At 68.6% G+C, this 14,836-nt stretch carries 12 protein-coding genes; 7 read left to right on the top strand and 5 right to left on the bottom strand.

Features of this window, described 5'->3' with window-relative positions; translation table 11 throughout:
- Positions 1–129: 129 nt before the first annotated feature.
- The 3 genes from ABCR94_RS02635 to ABCR94_RS02625 all read right to left on the bottom strand — a co-directional run bounded on the left by ABCR94_RS02635 (position 130) and on the right by ABCR94_RS02625 (position 4,429).
- Positions 130–1,218 carry an FG-GAP repeat domain-containing protein gene (locus tag ABCR94_RS02635; protein WP_521976437.1) on the bottom strand — a complete coding sequence of 363 codons (1,089 nt, stop codon included), beginning with the start codon at positions 1,216–1,218 and terminating at the stop codon, positions 130–132.
- A gap of 220 nt (positions 1,219–1,438) precedes the next feature.
- Complete coding sequence (locus ABCR94_RS02630) at positions 1,439–3,730, bottom strand: heterodisulfide reductase-related iron-sulfur binding cluster (RefSeq protein WP_347117311.1); 2,292 nt, start codon at positions 3,728–3,730, stop codon at positions 1,439–1,441.
- A 141-nt stretch (positions 3,731–3,871) separates the two neighbouring features.
- Positions 3,872–4,429, bottom strand: a complete 558-nt coding sequence (locus tag ABCR94_RS02625) for a sugar transferase (protein ID WP_347117310.1) — start codon at positions 4,427–4,429, stop codon at positions 3,872–3,874.
- Between the two features lie 203 nt (positions 4,430–4,632).
- On the opposite strand from ABCR94_RS02625, the gene dnaK reads away from it, so the two are divergent.
- From dnaK to ABCR94_RS02605, 4 genes are all read left to right on the top strand, one after another.
- On the top strand, positions 4,633–6,510 hold the full coding sequence (gene dnaK, locus ABCR94_RS02620; RefSeq protein ID WP_347117309.1) for a molecular chaperone DnaK: 1,878 nt from the start codon (positions 4,633–4,635) through the stop codon (positions 6,508–6,510).
- Positions 6,507–7,178, top strand: coding sequence for a nucleotide exchange factor GrpE (gene grpE / locus ABCR94_RS02615; protein ID WP_347117308.1), 672 nt, complete (start codon positions 6,507–6,509; stop codon positions 7,176–7,178). The genes dnaK and grpE overlap by 4 nt, the downstream gene beginning before the upstream one ends.
- Positions 7,179–7,253: 75 nt before the next feature.
- On the top strand, positions 7,254–8,435 hold the full coding sequence (gene dnaJ, locus ABCR94_RS02610) for a molecular chaperone DnaJ (RefSeq protein ID WP_347117307.1): 1,182 nt from the start codon (positions 7,254–7,256) through the stop codon (positions 8,433–8,435).
- Position 8,436: 1 nt separating this feature from the next.
- Complete coding sequence (locus tag ABCR94_RS02605) at positions 8,437–8,886, top strand: heat shock protein transcriptional repressor HspR (RefSeq protein WP_347117306.1); 450 nt, start codon at positions 8,437–8,439, stop codon at positions 8,884–8,886.
- 207 nt (positions 8,887–9,093) lie between these two features.
- On the opposite strand, the gene ABCR94_RS02600 is transcribed toward ABCR94_RS02605, so the two are convergent.
- Positions 9,094–10,137, bottom strand: coding sequence for a helix-turn-helix transcriptional regulator (locus ABCR94_RS02600; RefSeq protein WP_347117305.1), 1,044 nt, complete (start codon positions 10,135–10,137; stop codon positions 9,094–9,096).
- A gap of 363 nt (positions 10,138–10,500) precedes the next feature.
- Between ABCR94_RS02600 and ABCR94_RS02595 the strand changes: the two genes are divergently transcribed.
- On the top strand, positions 10,501–10,866 hold the full coding sequence (locus ABCR94_RS02595; RefSeq protein ID WP_347117304.1) for a (2Fe-2S)-binding protein: 366 nt from the start codon (positions 10,501–10,503) through the stop codon (positions 10,864–10,866).
- A 118-nt stretch (positions 10,867–10,984) separates the two neighbouring features.
- Here ABCR94_RS02595 and ABCR94_RS02590 read toward each other — a convergent pair whose 3' ends face one another.
- Positions 10,985–11,401 carry a pyridoxamine 5'-phosphate oxidase family protein gene (locus ABCR94_RS02590; RefSeq protein ID WP_347117303.1) on the bottom strand — a complete coding sequence of 139 codons (417 nt, stop codon included), beginning with the start codon at positions 11,399–11,401 and terminating at the stop codon, positions 10,985–10,987.
- A gap of 172 nt (positions 11,402–11,573) precedes the next feature.
- On the opposite strand from ABCR94_RS02590, the gene clpB reads away from it, so the two are divergent.
- Both clpB and ABCR94_RS02580 read left to right on the top strand, forming a co-directional pair.
- A complete protein-coding gene (clpB, locus tag ABCR94_RS02585; protein WP_347117302.1) occupies positions 11,574–14,159 on the top strand; it encodes an ATP-dependent chaperone ClpB in 2,586 nt (861 codons plus the stop codon).
- Positions 14,160–14,282: 123 nt separating this feature from the next.
- Positions 14,283–14,822, top strand: a complete 540-nt coding sequence (locus ABCR94_RS02580; RefSeq protein ID WP_347117301.1) for a type III secretion system chaperone family protein — start codon at positions 14,283–14,285, stop codon at positions 14,820–14,822.
- Positions 14,823–14,836: the final 14 nt, after the last annotated feature.

Here is a 14,836-nt window from a genome sequence, read left to right as displayed (position 1 = left end):
GTCCTGAGGGTCCGGGTGACTGGCCAGTCGGATCAGGGCCCCCTTTGCTGCCGAGCTGTGACATCCCCTAGGGGCACCCCGGGGGGATTACCCCCGGCTTCGGGAGCGCGGAGGTCCCGGTGGCGGGCGTCAGCCGAAGGCAGCCGTGGTGAAGGTGAGGAGCGGGGCTCCCCTGCCCTTGGCGGAGTGGAGGGCGACCCGGTCCGACGCTTCGTCCCGGTGCGTCCGCACCACCGTGTCGGGCCGCTTGTCGCCGTCGAAGTCGGCGTACCGCAGGAGATCCGTCGCGATCTGGCCGCTGCCCGCCGGGAGGTCGGCCGCCGGCAGCTCTCGTACAGCCTTGTAGGTGTACGTGCCGCCCGCGCGGCCGGGGCCCGCCGGGCCGCCCAGCAGCAGCTTGCCCCGGCCGGCCGTGCCGGGCGCGTGGGGGCGGGCGGCGGAGACGAGGTCGTCGTAACCGTCGCCGTTGACGTCGGCCTTCGGCTCGGGGGCGGCCAGGACGGGTCCCACGCCCGGACGGGCGGCGCCGGCGGCGCGCGGGGCGCCGGCCCGGGTGAAGGGGCCGCGCAGGTGGCTGAGCCGGCCGCCACTGGCGGTCACCGCCAGGTCCTGGCTGCCGTCGCCGTCGAAGTCGCCGCAGACGGGGTGGTCGGGCCATTCGTTGCCGTAGCGGGCGGCTTCGGGGATGCGGAGCTTGACCGCCTTGCCTGTGAGGCCGGCCGGGCCGCCGAAGAGGATCTGGAGCGGCACCGGCGGCCTGCCGGTGCCGTTGAACGGCGGGTCGGTGGTGACCACCAGGTCCGCGAAGCCGTCCTTGTCGAGGTCGCAGGCGGTCTCGGCGTCGAAGGCGCCGGGCAGGGTGCCGTCGGTGGGGGCTGCGTTGCGGGCGGGGCTGAGGAGCTGGCGTACGGCGGGGTCGAGGGCGCCGGGGGACGTGGAGCCGTACACGACGCCGATGCCCGCGTCGTCGCCCAGGCGGTCCTGGGCGGCCTTGACCAGGTCGTTCAGGACGAGGTCACGGTGGCCGTCGCCGTTGAAGTCCTCGGGGACGCGGCTGCCCCTGCCCCTGGGGACGGGGTGGGCGGCGGCCTTGTTCGCGAGGGCCGCTGTGGAGGGATCGGTGTCGCCGTTCTTGCTGCCGGAGGGGGATCCTGCGGGGGCGGCGGGCCCGCAGCCCGCCAGGAGCAGTACCGCACAGCTCACTGCTGTCGCTGCGATCCCTATTCGCACGATCCACCCCGTCTGTAGCTGCCCGCCGCGTGAGCGTTCTGTTGTCACATGATGCTCGCGTTTAACCGTTGCGTTAAGGCAACGGACCGATCGCGATCGGTTGCCGATGATGGGCAGGCGTTTCGTCGGGACGTGCGGATACGCACGAAAAAGCGGCCGGACCTGCCCCCGAGGCAGATCCGGCCGCTCACTGCAGCGTGCGTGCCGGCTACTTCACCGGCTCCGGCTCCGGTGCGTCCGCCGTCTCGGCCTCGCCCGCGGGCTCGGCCGGCACCTTCACCGAGTCGAGGAGCAGCTGCGCCACGTCCACGACCTGGAGCGATTCCTTCGCCTTGCCGCCCGCGGCGGAGCCGCTGTCCGATTCAGCCTTCTTGCCGTTGACCGAGTCGGTCAGCATGACCAGGCAGAACGGGCAGGCGGTGGAGATGATGTCCGGGTTCAGCGAAAGCGCCTCGTCCACCCGCTCGTTGTTGATGCGCTTGCCGATCCGCTCCTCCATCCACATCCGCGCGCCACCGGCGCCGCAGCAGAAGCCGCGCTCCTTGTGCCGGTGCATTTCCTGCTGGCGCAGGCCGGGTACGGCGGACATGATCTCGCGCGGCGGGGTGTAGACCTTGTTGTGACGGCCCAGGTAGCAGGGGTCGTGGTACGTGATCAGGCCCTCGACCGGGGTCACCGGGACCAGCTTGCCCTCGTCGATGAGGTGCTGGAGCAACTGGGTGTGGTGGATGACCTCGAACTCGCCGCCCAGCTGCGGGTACTCGTTCGCGATCGTGTTGAAACAGTGCGGGCAGGTCGCGACGATCTTCTTCGACGACTTGGGCTTACGAGTCGACTCGTCCTCGTCGTCCTCGCCGTACGCCATGTTCAGCATGGCCACGTTCTCCTGGCCCAACTGCTGGAACAGCGGCTCGTTGCCGAGCCGGCGGGCCGAGTCACCGGTGCACTTCTCGTCGCCGCCCATGATCGCGAACTTGACGCCCGCGATGTGCAGCAGCTCGGCGAAGGCCTTGGTGGTCTTTTTCGCCCGGTCCTCAAGTGCGCCCGCGCAGCCGACCCAGTAGAGGTACTCGACCTCGCCGAGGTCCTCCAGGTCCTTGCCGACGATCGGGACCTCGAAGTCGACCTCCTTGGTCCACTCCACCCGCGCCTTCTTGGCGAGACCCCAGGGGTTGCCCTTCTTCTCCAGGTTCTTGAGCATCGTCCCGGCCTCGGACGGGAACGAGCTCTCGATCATCACCTGGTAGCGGCGCATGTCGACGATGTGGTCGATGTGCTCGATGTCGACCGGGCACTGCTCCACGCACGCGCCGCAGCTCGTGCAGGACCACAGGACGTCCGGGTCGATGACGCCGTTCTCTTCGAGCGTGCCGATCAGCGGGCGCTCGGCCTCGGCGAGGGCCGCTGCGGGTACGTTCGCCAGCTGCTCATCGGTCGCCTTCTCGTTGCCCTCGGCGTCCTTGCCGCCACCGGCGAGCAGGTACGGGGCCTTGGCGTGCGCGTGGTCGCGCAGCGACATGATCAGGAGCTTCGGGGAGAGCGGCTTGCCGGTGTTCCAGGCGGGGCACTGCGACTGGCAGCGACCGCACTCGGTGCACGTGGAGAAGTCGAGGATGCCCTTCCAGGAGAACTGCTCGACCTGCGAGACGCCGAAGACGTCGTCGTCGCCCGGGTCCTCGAAGTCGATCTCCTTGCCGCCGGACGTCATCGGCAGGAGCGCGCCGAGGGCGACATCGCCGCTCGCCTCGCGCTTGAACCAGATGTTCGGGAAGGCGAGGAAGCGGTGCCAGGCGACACCCATGTTGGTGTTGAGCGCGACCGTGATCATCCAGATCAGCGAGGTGCCGATCTTGATCATCGCGGTGAAGTAGATCAGCGTCTGGAGCGTGGAGACGCTCAGCCCCTTGAAGGCGAGCACCAGCGGGTACGACACGAAGTACGCGGCGTCGTAACTCTCGACGTGGTGGATCGCGCCTTCCAGGCCGCGCAGGGCCAGGATCGCCAGGCCGATCGTCAGGATGATGTACTCGACGAAGTACGCCTGCCAGGCCTTGGAGCCCGCGAAACGCGACTTGCGGCCGGCCCGCGAGGGCAGGTTGAGCAGTCGGATCGCCATGAGGATGACGATGCCCACCACCGTCATCAGGCCGATGAACTCGATGTACATCTCGAACGGCAGGAAGCCGCCGATGATCGGCAGCACCCAGTCGGCCTCGAAGAGCTGGCCGTACGCCTGGAGCAGGGTCGGCGGCAGCGTCAGGAAGCCGATCGCGACGAACCAGTGCGCGAAGCCGACGATCCCCCACTTGTTCATGCGGGAGTGGCCGAGGAACTCCTTGGCCAGGGTGATCGTGCGCTGCTTCGGGTCGTCGGTGCGGCTGCCCGCCGGCACCGGCTGGCCCAGCTTGACGAACCGGTAGATCTGCGCGACGGCTCGGCTGATGAGCGCAACGCCGACCACGGTCAGGACCAACGACACGATGATCGCGGCGAGTTGCATTTTGGGGGCTCCTCGGGCCTGCGAGGGTGGGGATTCGGTGGGCGTACTAAGCGGTAACTTATTCAGTTTGTGCTGAGCGTACCCACTTATTCCGCCGCACTGTAGCCGCGCATGCGGTGATCTGTGTCGCTCAGGGAACCCTCAGCGACGCATGGCCAGCGCGGCCGGAACCGTACGGGCGAGGATCATCAGATCGAGGCCGAGCCAGTGGTGGTCGAGGTAGTGCGCGTCGAGCACGCCCATCTCGTCCCACGGCAGGTCGGAGCGCCCGCCGATCTGCCACAGCCCGGTGAGGCCCGGCCGCAGCAACTGCCGCCCGACGAGGGCGCCTTCGGGGTGGCCGGGCGGCAGTGCGCACGGGCCGACCAGGGACATCTCGCCGCGCATCACCTGGAGCAGCCGCGGCAGTACGTCGATCCGTGTGCGCCGCAGCAGCCGGCCGACCGGGGTGCCCGGGGCCGTACGCAGCGAGAGCATCTCGAAGGGGTGGCCCGCGAGGCCCGTGCGGGTCCGGCGGACCAGGACCGGGCCGGGGGAGGTTACGGCGGAGGCCGCGGCAGCAAGGAGCAGCACCGGGGCCGCGGCGAGCAGCAGGAGCGGGCCGACGGCCAGGTCGAAGATCCGCTTGGCGGGCGTCGCGGGCATGGCGGGTAGGTGGGGCATCCGGGGCACGTGGAGCATGCGAGGCATGTTTGCCATGAGATGCACCTTTTCATGGCTTTTGGCGTGGATCCCGGCTGCCCCGCCGGGGGCGCGTAAAGCCGCTGCGGGGCCGCTGCGGGGCCTGCTTGCCCGTAAGGGCGGCATAAGACTTGAGTCGACTCGACTCATGTCTGTTGACGCACGCGCTTCGGTGATGCATCCTTGAGCCTGTTCCACTCAAGTCAGCTGGAGGAAATGAAATGGCACGTGCGGTCGGCATCGACCTGGGCACTACGAACTCCGTCGTCAGCGTTCTGGAGGGCGGCGAGCCCACCGTCATCACCAACGCCGAAGGCGCCAGGACCACGCCGTCCGTCGTCGCTTTCGCGAAGAACGGTGAAGTGCTGGTAGGCGAGGTTGCGAAGCGTCAGGCAGTAACCAACGTTGACAGGACGATCCGGTCGGTCAAGCGCCACATGGGCACCGACTGGAGCATCGAGCTGGACGGGAAGAACTTCAACCCGCAGCAGATGAGCGCCTTCATCCTGCAGAAGCTCAAGCGCGACGCCGAGTCCTACCTGGGCGAGAAGGTGGCCGACGCGGTCATCACCGTCCCGGCGTACTTCAACGACTCCGAGCGTCAGGCGACGAAGGAGGCCGGCGAGATCGCGGGTCTGAACGTCCTTCGTATCGTCAACGAGCCGACGGCCGCCGCGCTGGCCTACGGTCTCGACAAGGACGACCAGACCATCCTCGTCTTCGACCTCGGTGGCGGCACCTTCGACGTCTCGCTGCTGGAAATCGGTGACGGCGTCGTCGAGGTGAAGGCCACCAACGGTGACAACCACCTCGGTGGTGACGACTGGGACCAGCGCGTCATGGACTACCTGGTGAAGCAGTTCCACTCCGGTCACGGTGTGGACCTCTCCAAGGACAAGATGGCGCTCCAGCGCCTGCGCGAAGCGGCCGAGAAGGCCAAGATCGAGCTGTCCTCCTCCACGGAGACCTCGATCAACCTGCCGTACATCACGGCGTCCGCCGAGGGCCCGCTGCACCTGGACGAGAAGCTCACGCGCTCGCAGTTCCAGCAGCTCACGTCCGACCTCCTGGAGCGCTGCAAGAGCCCGTTCCAGAACGTCATCAAGGACGCGGGCATCCAGCTCTCCGAGATCGACCACGTCGTTCTCGTCGGTGGCTCGACCCGTATGCCCGCCGTGGCCGAGCTCGTCAAGGAGCTCACCGGCGGCCAGGACGCCAACAAGGGTGTGAACCCGGACGAGGTCGTCGCCATCGGCGCCTCGCTGCAGGCCGGTGTCCTGAAGGGCGAGGTCAAGGACGTTCTGCTCCTCGACGTCACGCCGCTGTCGCTTGGTATTGAGACCAAGGGCGGCATCATGACGAAGCTCATCGAGCGCAACACGACGATCCCGACCAAGCGCTCCGAGATCTTCACGACGGCCGAGGACAACCAGCCGTCCGTGCAGATCCAGGTCTACCAGGGCGAGCGCGAGATCGCGGCGTACAACAAGAAGCTCGGGATGTTCGAGCTCACGGGTCTGCCGCCGGCCCCGCGTGGTGTCCCACAGATCGAGGTCGCCTTCGACATCGACGCCAACGGCATCATGCACGTCGGAGCCAAGGACCTCGGCACCGGCAAGGAGCAGAAGATGACCGTCACCGGTGGCTCCTCGCTGCCGAAGGACGAGGTCAACCGGATGCGCGAAGAGGCCGAGCAGTACGCGGACGAGGACCACAAGCGCCGCGAGGCCGCCGAGACGCGCAACCAGGCCGAGCAGCTCGTCTACCAGACGGAGAAGTTCCTCAAGGACAACGAGGACAAGGTTCCGGGTGACGTGAAGACCGAGGTCGAGACCTCGATCGCCGAGCTGAAGGAAAAGCTCAAGGAGTCCGGCGAGGGCGACCACACGGCCGAGATCCGCACGTTGACGGAGAAGGTCGCGGCCGTCTCCCAGAAGCTGGGCCAGGCCATGTACGCCAACGCCGAGGGCGCTCAGGCCGCGGGCGGCGACGCCGGTGGCGAGCAGCCGAAGGCCGATGACGACGTGGTCGACGCCGAGATCGTCGACGACGAGAAGGACAGCAAGTTCACCAAGGGCACGGAGGGCGGCGCCGCATGACGGAGGAGACTCCGGGCTTCGACGAGAAGCCCGACGTCCCCTCCGGCGCCACCCCCGCGGACGCCACGCCGCAGGCTGCCGAGCCGGACTCCGACACGGAGTCCGGCCCGGCGGCCCCGGCCGGGGACGTACAGCAGAACGTAGCTCTGACCGCGCAGCTCGATCAGGTACGCATGGCGCTCAGCGAGCGCACCGCGGACCTTCAGCGGCTGCAGGCGGAGTACCAGAACTACCGTCGCCGCGTGGAGCGGGACCGGGTCGCGGTCAAGGAGATCGCCGTCGCGAGCCTCCTGACCGAGCTCCTCCCGAGCCTCGACGACATCGGCCGGGCCAGGGAGCACGGCGAGCTGCTCGGCGGCTTCAAGTCGGTGGCCGAATCGCTGGAGACGGCCGTCGCCAAGATGGGCCTTCAGCAGTTCGGCAAGGAGGGCGAGCCCTTCGACCCGACCATCCACGAAGCACTGATGCACTCGTACGCGCCGGATGTCACCGAGACGACATGCGTCGCGATCCTGCAGCCTGGGTACCGGATCGGCGAGCGGACCATCCGTCCCGCGCGGGTCGCGGTGGCCGAGCCCCAGCCCGGCGCAGGCAAGGCGGACGAGGCCGATTCGTCGGCATCGGCACAGGCAACGGACGAGGAGAGCGGTGGCCCGGACGAGGGCTGACGTCATCAGCGCCAACAGCACGAGCACTACAAGCAACACGAGCAGTAGGAACAGCGGGAAGGAGGGACGTCGGGGATGAGCACGAAGGACTTCGTCGAGAAGGACTACTACAAGGTTCTCGGCGTCCCCAAGGACGCCACCGAGGCCGAGATCAAGAAGGCGTACCGGAAGCTCGCCCGCGAGTTCCACCCGGACGCCAACAAGGGCGACGCCAAGGCCGAGGACCGCTTCAAGGAGATCTCCGAGGCGAACGACATCCTCGGTGACCCCAAGCGGCGCAAGGAGTACGACGAGGCGCGCGCCCTCTTCGGCAACGGTGGTCTGCGCACCGGACCCGGAGCGGGCGGCGGTTCGTTCAACTTCGACCTGGGTGACCTCTTCGGAGGCGGTGCCCAGGGCGGCACACAGGCCGGCGCCGGTGGCTTCGGCGGTGGACTCGGGGACGTGTTCGGCGGGCTGTTCAACCGGGGCGGACCCGGCACACGTGTCCAGCCGCGCCGGGGCCAGGACATCGAGTCCGAGGTGACGCTCACCTTCACCGAGGCGGTGGACGGGGCCACGGTCCCGCTGCGGATGTCCAGCCAGGCGCCCTGCAAGGCGTGTTCCGGCACCGGCGACAAGAACGGCACGCCCCGCGTGTGCCCGACCTGCGTCGGTACGGGACAGGTGTCGCGCGGCGGCGGTGGCGGTTTCTCGCTCACCGACCCGTGCGTGGACTGCCGGGGCCGTGGGCTCATCGCCCAGGACCCCTGCGAGGTCTGCAAGGGCAGCGGTCGCGCCAAGTCGTCGCGGACCATGCAGGTCCGTATCCCGGCGGGCGTCTCCGACGGCCAGCGGATCCGGCTGCGCGGCAAGGGCACGGCCGGCGAGCGGGGCGGCCACGCGGGCGACCTGTACGTCGTCGTGCACGTGGGCAGCCACCCTGTGTTCGGCCGCAAGGACGACAACCTCACCATCACCGTGCCCGTCACCTTCGTGGAGGCGGCGCTCGGCGGCGAGGTGAAGGTGCCGACGCTCGGCGGGCCCCCGGTCACGCTCAAGCTGCCCGCGGGCACGCCCAACGGGCGCACCATGCGCGCCCGTGGCAAGGGCGCGGTGCGCAAGGACGGCACCCGTGGCGACCTGATGGTCACCGTGGAGGTCGCGGTGCCCAAGGACCTTGACGACAAGGCCCGGGAGGCACTGGAGTCCTACCGTGAGGCGACCGCGGGGGAGGACCCGCGGGCGGAGCTGTTCCAGGCCGCGAAGGGAGCATGAGATGGATCCGCGCCGACGACGTAATCCGTACCAGCTGACCGACCAGACACCGGTGTACGTCATCTCGGTCGCGGCCCAGCTCTCCGGCCTGCACCCGCAGACTCTCAGGCAGTACGACCGCCTCGGCTTGGTCTCGCCCGACCGCACGCCGGGGCGGGGCCGGCGCTACTCGGCCCACGACATCGAACTGCTCAGAACCGTGCAGCAGTTGTCGCAGGACGAGGGCATCAACCTGGCCGGCATCAAGCGCATCATCGAGCTGGAGAACCAGGTGTCCGCGCTCCAGCAGCGCGTCGCCGAGCTCTCGGCGGCGGTGGAGGGCGCGGCGTCCGCGATGCAGCAGCGCGAGGCGCAGGTGCACGCGTCGTACCGGCGCGACCTGGTCCCGTACCAGGACGTGCAGCAGGCGAGCGCGCTGGTGGTGTGGCGGCCCAAGCGGTCGCCCGAGTAGCCCCGGACGCGCAGCGGCATGGGAAGGCCCCCTCCTCGGCTTGAATTCGCCCGGAGGGGGCCTTTCCCGTGCACCCGGGCGGGGTTCGCGAGGGGGCGGAGCGACGGATTGTTCAAGCCAAGTTGAAGCGTCAAGGAACCGCTCGACGTCGCGCACCCGTGTGGTCATGACCGCTTCGGCCCTCGGAGGCCGGTTGGGATGGTGCGGTCAAGGCAGGTCGGGCAGGTCGGGCAGGTCCGGCAGGTCGGCGCCCGAGCTTCCTTGGGTATTGGCCGCTTTGTCCAGAATTCCGGATCGTGCTATCAGGTAGCCGAGTTGAGCTCGGCTCACGCTGCCCAGGGTGGCGGCGAGCTTCGCTATGTGGGTGCGACAGGTCCGGACGTTCATGCCCAGGCGGCGGGCGATGGCCTCATCGACGTACCCCTCGATGAGGAGCTTGGCGATGGACCGCTGGACGCCGGATATCCCGTCGGGATGCTGGCTGTACGGGATTTCTTCCATGAGGGGGACGCCGCTGTGCCAGAAGCGTTCGAAGACGGTGGCGAGGTACTGGACCAGGCCGGGGTGGCGCAGTTCCAGGGCGACCTGGCTGTCGTCGCGCGCGGGGATGAACGCGACCGTGCGATCGAAGATGATCAGCCGCCCGATGAGTTCTTCGAGGGTGCGTATCTCCAGCTTGCCGCCGGCCAGCCGTTCCGCGTAGGCGAGAGTGCCTTGGCTGTGCCGGACGGTGTGCTGATAGAGCGTGCGGATATGCACACCGCGGTCGGTGAGCGGCCTGTCGCGCTCCAGGGCCTGGGCGAGGACGTGCGCCCGGCGGCTGCCGCCCGGCTGCACCGTGAGCATCTCCTGTCGGCACTCGGCGGCCGCAAGATTGAGCGCCCCGTTGATCCGGTCGAAGCCCTCCAGCACGGTGATGGCGTGCGTGGGCGCCGGGCTCTGGGCGCTGAGTGTCATGAACGGCTCGAAAGCATCGCTCAGTTCGATCGACAATCGTCTACGGTCCTGGATCTCACGCTCCAGGGGGTGGAGTCGCTGCGCCAGCACCGCTGATGGCGGAACTGGGCGAAGCCAGTTCGCGTCGTCCGGATCGGGGTGCAGGAGGGCGAATTCCAGCAGGCAGGGTGCCGGTTCCACCTCGCTCCGGAGGATGCGTCCGGTACTCAGCGCGCTGGCGTAAAGTCGCGCCCCCTCACCGCACAGCTCGGTGACGGGATGGTCATGTGTCAGGTTTGCGTTGATTGCTGGCAAATCTCCACCCCCCAGGGTCCTGTACGTGCAGGAACATGATGCATCGTTCCTGTGGCACTGACGTGCCTGAATGAGCCATCGTCTTGGTGAGCGGGGGAGAGGAAACCATCAAGTGAGGACGAAGCCGACTATGTACAAGAGATTGCTTCGCTCGGTGCTTCCCACCGCTTGCGCCATGGTCTTGGCTTTCGCGGCGATGAGTGGCGGAGGCGCTGGTCCTGACAACGTGCGAGCGGAAGTTCCGCCGGACTCGGGCTGGGGCGTCGTGCAGGCCGAGGGGCCGCCGGACTCGGGCTGGGGCTTTGTGCAGGCCGAAGGGGCGCCGGACTCGGGCTGGGGCAGCGCGCCGGCAAACGTGGGCGCATGACCGTGCCCCCGGACGACCGCACCTTCAGACGCGAAATGGCCACGGCCTACCGCTCCGGATGGCACTTCATCGATCTGGCCACGGCGATTCCCTACCGTGGCGACTCGTTGATGGTCACCCTGTTCGGCGAACCGATCGTGGTCGTACGCGAAGAGGACGATGAGGACGTCCGTGCCTACCGGTGCCTTCGTCGGCCCCGAGGAGCACCGCAACCTGTTCGCTGTGCCGTGCGCTACGGCATGGTTTTCGTCAATCTCGACCAGCGTGATCACCAGCTGATCGAGTCAGAAGCCGGCTCCGCCAGCCAGCAGACCAGCAGCGCCACCCCCCAGACCAGCACTGCCACCCCCCGCAGTGCCTGACGCGATTCCCCCTTCTTTACCCAATCGCCCAGGCACTTCCCCCACACAGCGGCGTCATCGTGAACCTGAACACGATGACGCCGCTGTGCTGTGTCCGGACAACGGCACCCCTCAGGGGTCAGGCCCCGCCGGGCGCGCGGCCCATCGCCCGGTCCAGCGTGATCTCGATCAGGACGCGGTCCGGATTGGGCGCCGGGGTGCGCTCGTAGCGCTCGGCGTAGCGGCGTACCGCGTCGGCGATGAGCTCCGGCTCCGTACGGACCACCGCGCGCCCTTCCAGCGTCGCCCAGTGGCCGCCCTTCACCTGGCAGACGGCGACCCGGGCGCCCGCCTCGCCGGCTGCCTGCACGTTTGCCACCTTCGTGCTGTTCTTGTTGGTGATGATGCGGGCGAGCCCTGCCTCCGGGTCGTACGTCACCCCGACCGGCACGACGTGCGGCGAACCGTCCGGGCGCGGGGTGGTCAGCGTGCAGAGGTGGTGCTCGCGCCAGAAGGCGAGGTATTCCGGACTCGGGTTGCGTACGTCTTGGGCCATGCCGGAAGCGTAGTGCGGGATATGCGCGCCCTCCCAGGCTTGAGTGGACTAGACTCAACTTTATGCACGTTCGGCGTGTCATGCGGAGGGCAGTACAGAGGGCAATGCAGGGGACACCGCGGGGACACCGCAGGGGACATGAAGGCCACCCCGCAAGGAGGAGAGAGCGCACGTGGATGCGGAGCTGACGAACAAGAGCCGGGACGCGATCAACGCGGCGAGCAATCGCGCCGTGCAGGGCGGACACGCGGATCTGACCCCCGCGCACCTGCTGCTGGCGCTGCTTGAGGGCGAGGACAACGCCAACATCATCGACCTGCTGGCCGCCGTCGAGGCGGACCGGGCGGCCGTACGGTCCGGGGCGGAGCGGATCATCGCCGCGCTGCCCAGCGTGACGGGATCCACCGTCGCGCCGCCCCAGCCCAACCGCGAACTGCTGGCCGTCATCGCCGACGCCTCGCAGCGCGCGAAGGAGCTGGGCGACGACTACCTCTCCACCGAGCACCTGCTCATCGGCATCGCCGCCAAGGGCGGCCGGGCCGGGGACGTACTGTCCCAGGAGGGGGCCGGGGCGAAGCGGCTCCTGGAGACGTTCGAGAAGATCAGGGGAGGGCGCCGAGTGACCACACCCGACCCGGAGGGTCAGTACAAGGCCCTGGAGAAGTTCGGCACCGACTTCACGGCCGCCGCGCGCGAAGGCAAGCTCGACCCGGTCATCGGCCGGGACCAGGAGATCCGGCGCGTCGTGCAGGTGCTGTCGCGCCGCACCAAGAACAACCCGGTGCTCATCGGCGAGCCCGGCGTCGGCAAGACGGCCGTCGTCGAGGGCCTCGCCCAGCGCATCGTCAAGGGCGACGTACCGGAGTCGCTGAAAAACAAGCGGCTGGTGTCGCTGGACCTCAGCGCGATGGTCGCGGGTGCCAAGTACCGCGGCGAGTTCGAGGAGCGGCTCAAGACCGTCCTGTCCGAGATCAAGGAGAGCGACGGGCAGGTCATCACGTTCATCGACGAGCTGCACACCGTCGTGGGCGCGGGCGCCGGCGGCGACTCCGCCATGGACGCGGGCAACATGCTCAAGCCGATGCTGGCCCGCGGCGAGCTGCGCATGGTCGGTGCGACGACCCTCGACGAGTACCGCGAGCGGATCGAGAAGGACCCCGCCCTGGAGCGCCGCTTCCAGCAGGTGCTGGTCGCCGAGCCCAGCGTCGAGGACACCATCGCGATCCTGCGCGGCCTCAAGGGCCGTTACGAGGCGCACCACAAGGTGCAGATCGCGGACGCCGCGCTGGTCGCCGCCGCCACGCTCTCCGACCGGTACATCACCTCGCGCTTCCTGCCCGACAAGGCCATCGACCTCGTCGACGAGGCCGCGTCCCGGCTGCGCATGGAGATCGACTCCTCGCCCGTCGAGATCGACGAACTCCAGCGCTCCGTCGACCGGTTGCGCATGGAGGAGCTCGCCCTCAAGAACGAGTCCGACGCGGCGAGCAAGCAGCGCCTGGAGAAGTTGCGGCGCGATCTCGCCGACCGCGAGGAAGAGCTGCGCGGCCTCAACGCCCGCTGGGAGAAGGAGAAGCAGGGCCTCAACCGGGTCGGTGAGCTGAAGGAGCGGCTCGACGAGCTGCGCGGCCAGGCCGAACGCGCCCAGCGCGACGGCGACTTCGACACCGCGTCCAAGCTGCTGTACGGGGAAATCCCGGGCCTGGAGCGCGAGTTGGAGGAGGCCGCCGCCGCCGAGGCGGAGGTCCGTACCGACACCATGGTCAAGGAGGAGGTCGGCGCCGACGACATCGCCGATGTGGTCGGATCCTGGACCGGTATCCCCGCCGGGCGCCTCCTGGAGGGCGAGACGCAGAAGCTGCTGCGGATGGAGGACGAGCTGGGCAGGCGGCTCATCGGCCAGACCGAAGCGGTCCGCGCGGTGTCCGACGCGGTACGCCGCACCCGCGCCGGGATCGCCGACCCCGACCGTCCCACCGGCTCGTTCCTCTTCCTCGGCCCGACCGGCGTCGGCAAGACCGAACTGGCCAAGGCTCTCGCCGACTTCCTCTTCGACGACGAGCGGGCCATGGTCCGTATCGACATGAGCGAGTACGGCGAGAAGCACAGCGTGGCGCGGCTGGTGGGCGCACCTCCCGGCTACATCGGCTACGAGGAGGGCGGCCAGCTCACCGAGGCGATCCGCCGCCGCCCGTACAGCGTGGTGCTCCTCGACGAGGTCGAGAAGGCCCACCCCGAGGTCTTCGACATCCTGCTCCAGGTCCTCGACGACGGCCGCCTCACCGACGGCCAGGGACGGACGGTGGACTTCCGCAACGCCATCCTGGTCCTGACGTCGAACCTCGGCAGCCAGTATCTGGTCGACCCGCTGAGCAGCGACGAGCTCAAGAAGCAGCAGGTCATGGACCTGGTACGGGCCTCGTTCAAGCCGGAGTTCCTCAACCGGCTCGACGATCTGGTGGTCTTCTCGGCGCTGTCGAAGGACGAGCTTGCGCACATCGCGGAGCTTCAGATCGGCCGCCTCGCCAAGCGCCTCGCCGAGCGGCGCCTCACCCTCGACGTGACGCCCGAGGCGCTGGCCTGGCTGGCGGAGGAGGGCATGGACCCGGCATACGGCGCCAGGCCGCTGCGCCGCCTCATCCAGACGGCGATCGGTGACCAGCTGGCCCGGGAGATCCTGGCGGGCGAGGTCAAGGACGGCGACACGGTCCGCGTGGAACGGGTCGGCGACGGCCTGGTCGTCGGCCCGGCGCAGTAAGCAACTGGGTCCGGCCCCCGCCCGGATCGTGTCCGCCCGCAGCGGATCGCACCGGGCGGGGGTTGTGAGCCCCCGCCCGGCATGGGAGAGGATGGTCGCAACCGTACGAAGGGAAAATTCACGGTGAGCATCGACCCCTCCTCGATTCCTAATTTCGGGGGCCAGCCCGACCCGCAGGCCGAAGGAACGACAGGGGGCCCCGTCGTTCCGGACCAGGAGCTGGTCAAGCAGCTTCTCGAACAGATGGAACTGAAGTACGTCCTGGACGACGAGGGTGACCTCGCCGCTCCGTGGGAGGAATTCCGCACGTACTTCATGTTCCGTGGCGAGGACGACCAGCAGGTCTTCTCGGTACGGACCTTCTACGACCGGCCGCACCAGATCGAAGAGAAGATCCAGCTCCTTGAGCTGATCGACGACTGGAACCGCCGCACCCTGTGGCCGAAGGTCTACAGCCACACCCACGACGACGGCACGGTCCGCCTCATCGGCGAGGCGCAGATGCTGATCGGCACCGGCGTCAGCTTGGAGCACTTCGTGTCCTCGACGGTCAGCTGGGTGCGGGCCTCGATCGAGTTCGACAAGTGGCTCGTCGAGCAGCTCGGCCTGGAGAAGGACGTCGACTCGGCCGAGGGCGAAGATTCGGGCGAAGAGCAGGCCTGATTCGCGCACGCCGT

Source organism: Streptomyces changchenzhani, assembly GCF_039766235.1.
GTDB lineage: Bacteria > Actinomycetota > Actinomycetes > Streptomycetales > Streptomycetaceae > Streptomyces.
The sequence above is the reverse complement of the archived record's forward strand: the minus strand, read 5'-3'. Positions and strand labels throughout refer to the sequence as shown.

What these genes read in the sequence shown, in the direction of transcription:
- dnaJ (WP_347117307.1), top strand. Translation starts at nt 7,254, where the DNA reads ATGAGCACGAAGGACTTCGTCGAGAAGGACTACTACAAGGTTCTCGGC.
- dnaK (WP_347117309.1), top strand. Translation starts at nt 4,633, where the DNA reads ATGGCACGTGCGGTCGGCATCGACCTGGGCACTACGAACTCCGTCGTC.
- grpE (WP_347117308.1), top strand. Translation starts at nt 6,507, where the DNA reads ATGACGGAGGAGACTCCGGGCTTCGACGAGAAGCCCGACGTCCCCTCC.
- ABCR94_RS02625 (WP_347117310.1), bottom strand. Translation starts at nt 4,429, where the DNA reads ATGGCAAACATGCCTCGCATGCTCCACGTGCCCCGGATGCCCCACCTA.
- ABCR94_RS02590 (WP_347117303.1), bottom strand. Translation starts at nt 11,401, where the DNA reads ATGGCCCAAGACGTACGCAACCCGAGTCCGGAATACCTCGCCTTCTGG.
- ABCR94_RS02630 (WP_347117311.1), bottom strand. Translation starts at nt 3,730, where the DNA reads ATGCAACTCGCCGCGATCATCGTGTCGTTGGTCCTGACCGTGGTCGGC.
- ABCR94_RS02605 (WP_347117306.1), top strand. Translation starts at nt 8,437, where the DNA reads ATGGATCCGCGCCGACGACGTAATCCGTACCAGCTGACCGACCAGACA.
- ABCR94_RS02595 (WP_347117304.1), top strand. Translation starts at nt 10,501, where the DNA reads ATGACCGTGCCCCCGGACGACCGCACCTTCAGACGCGAAATGGCCACG.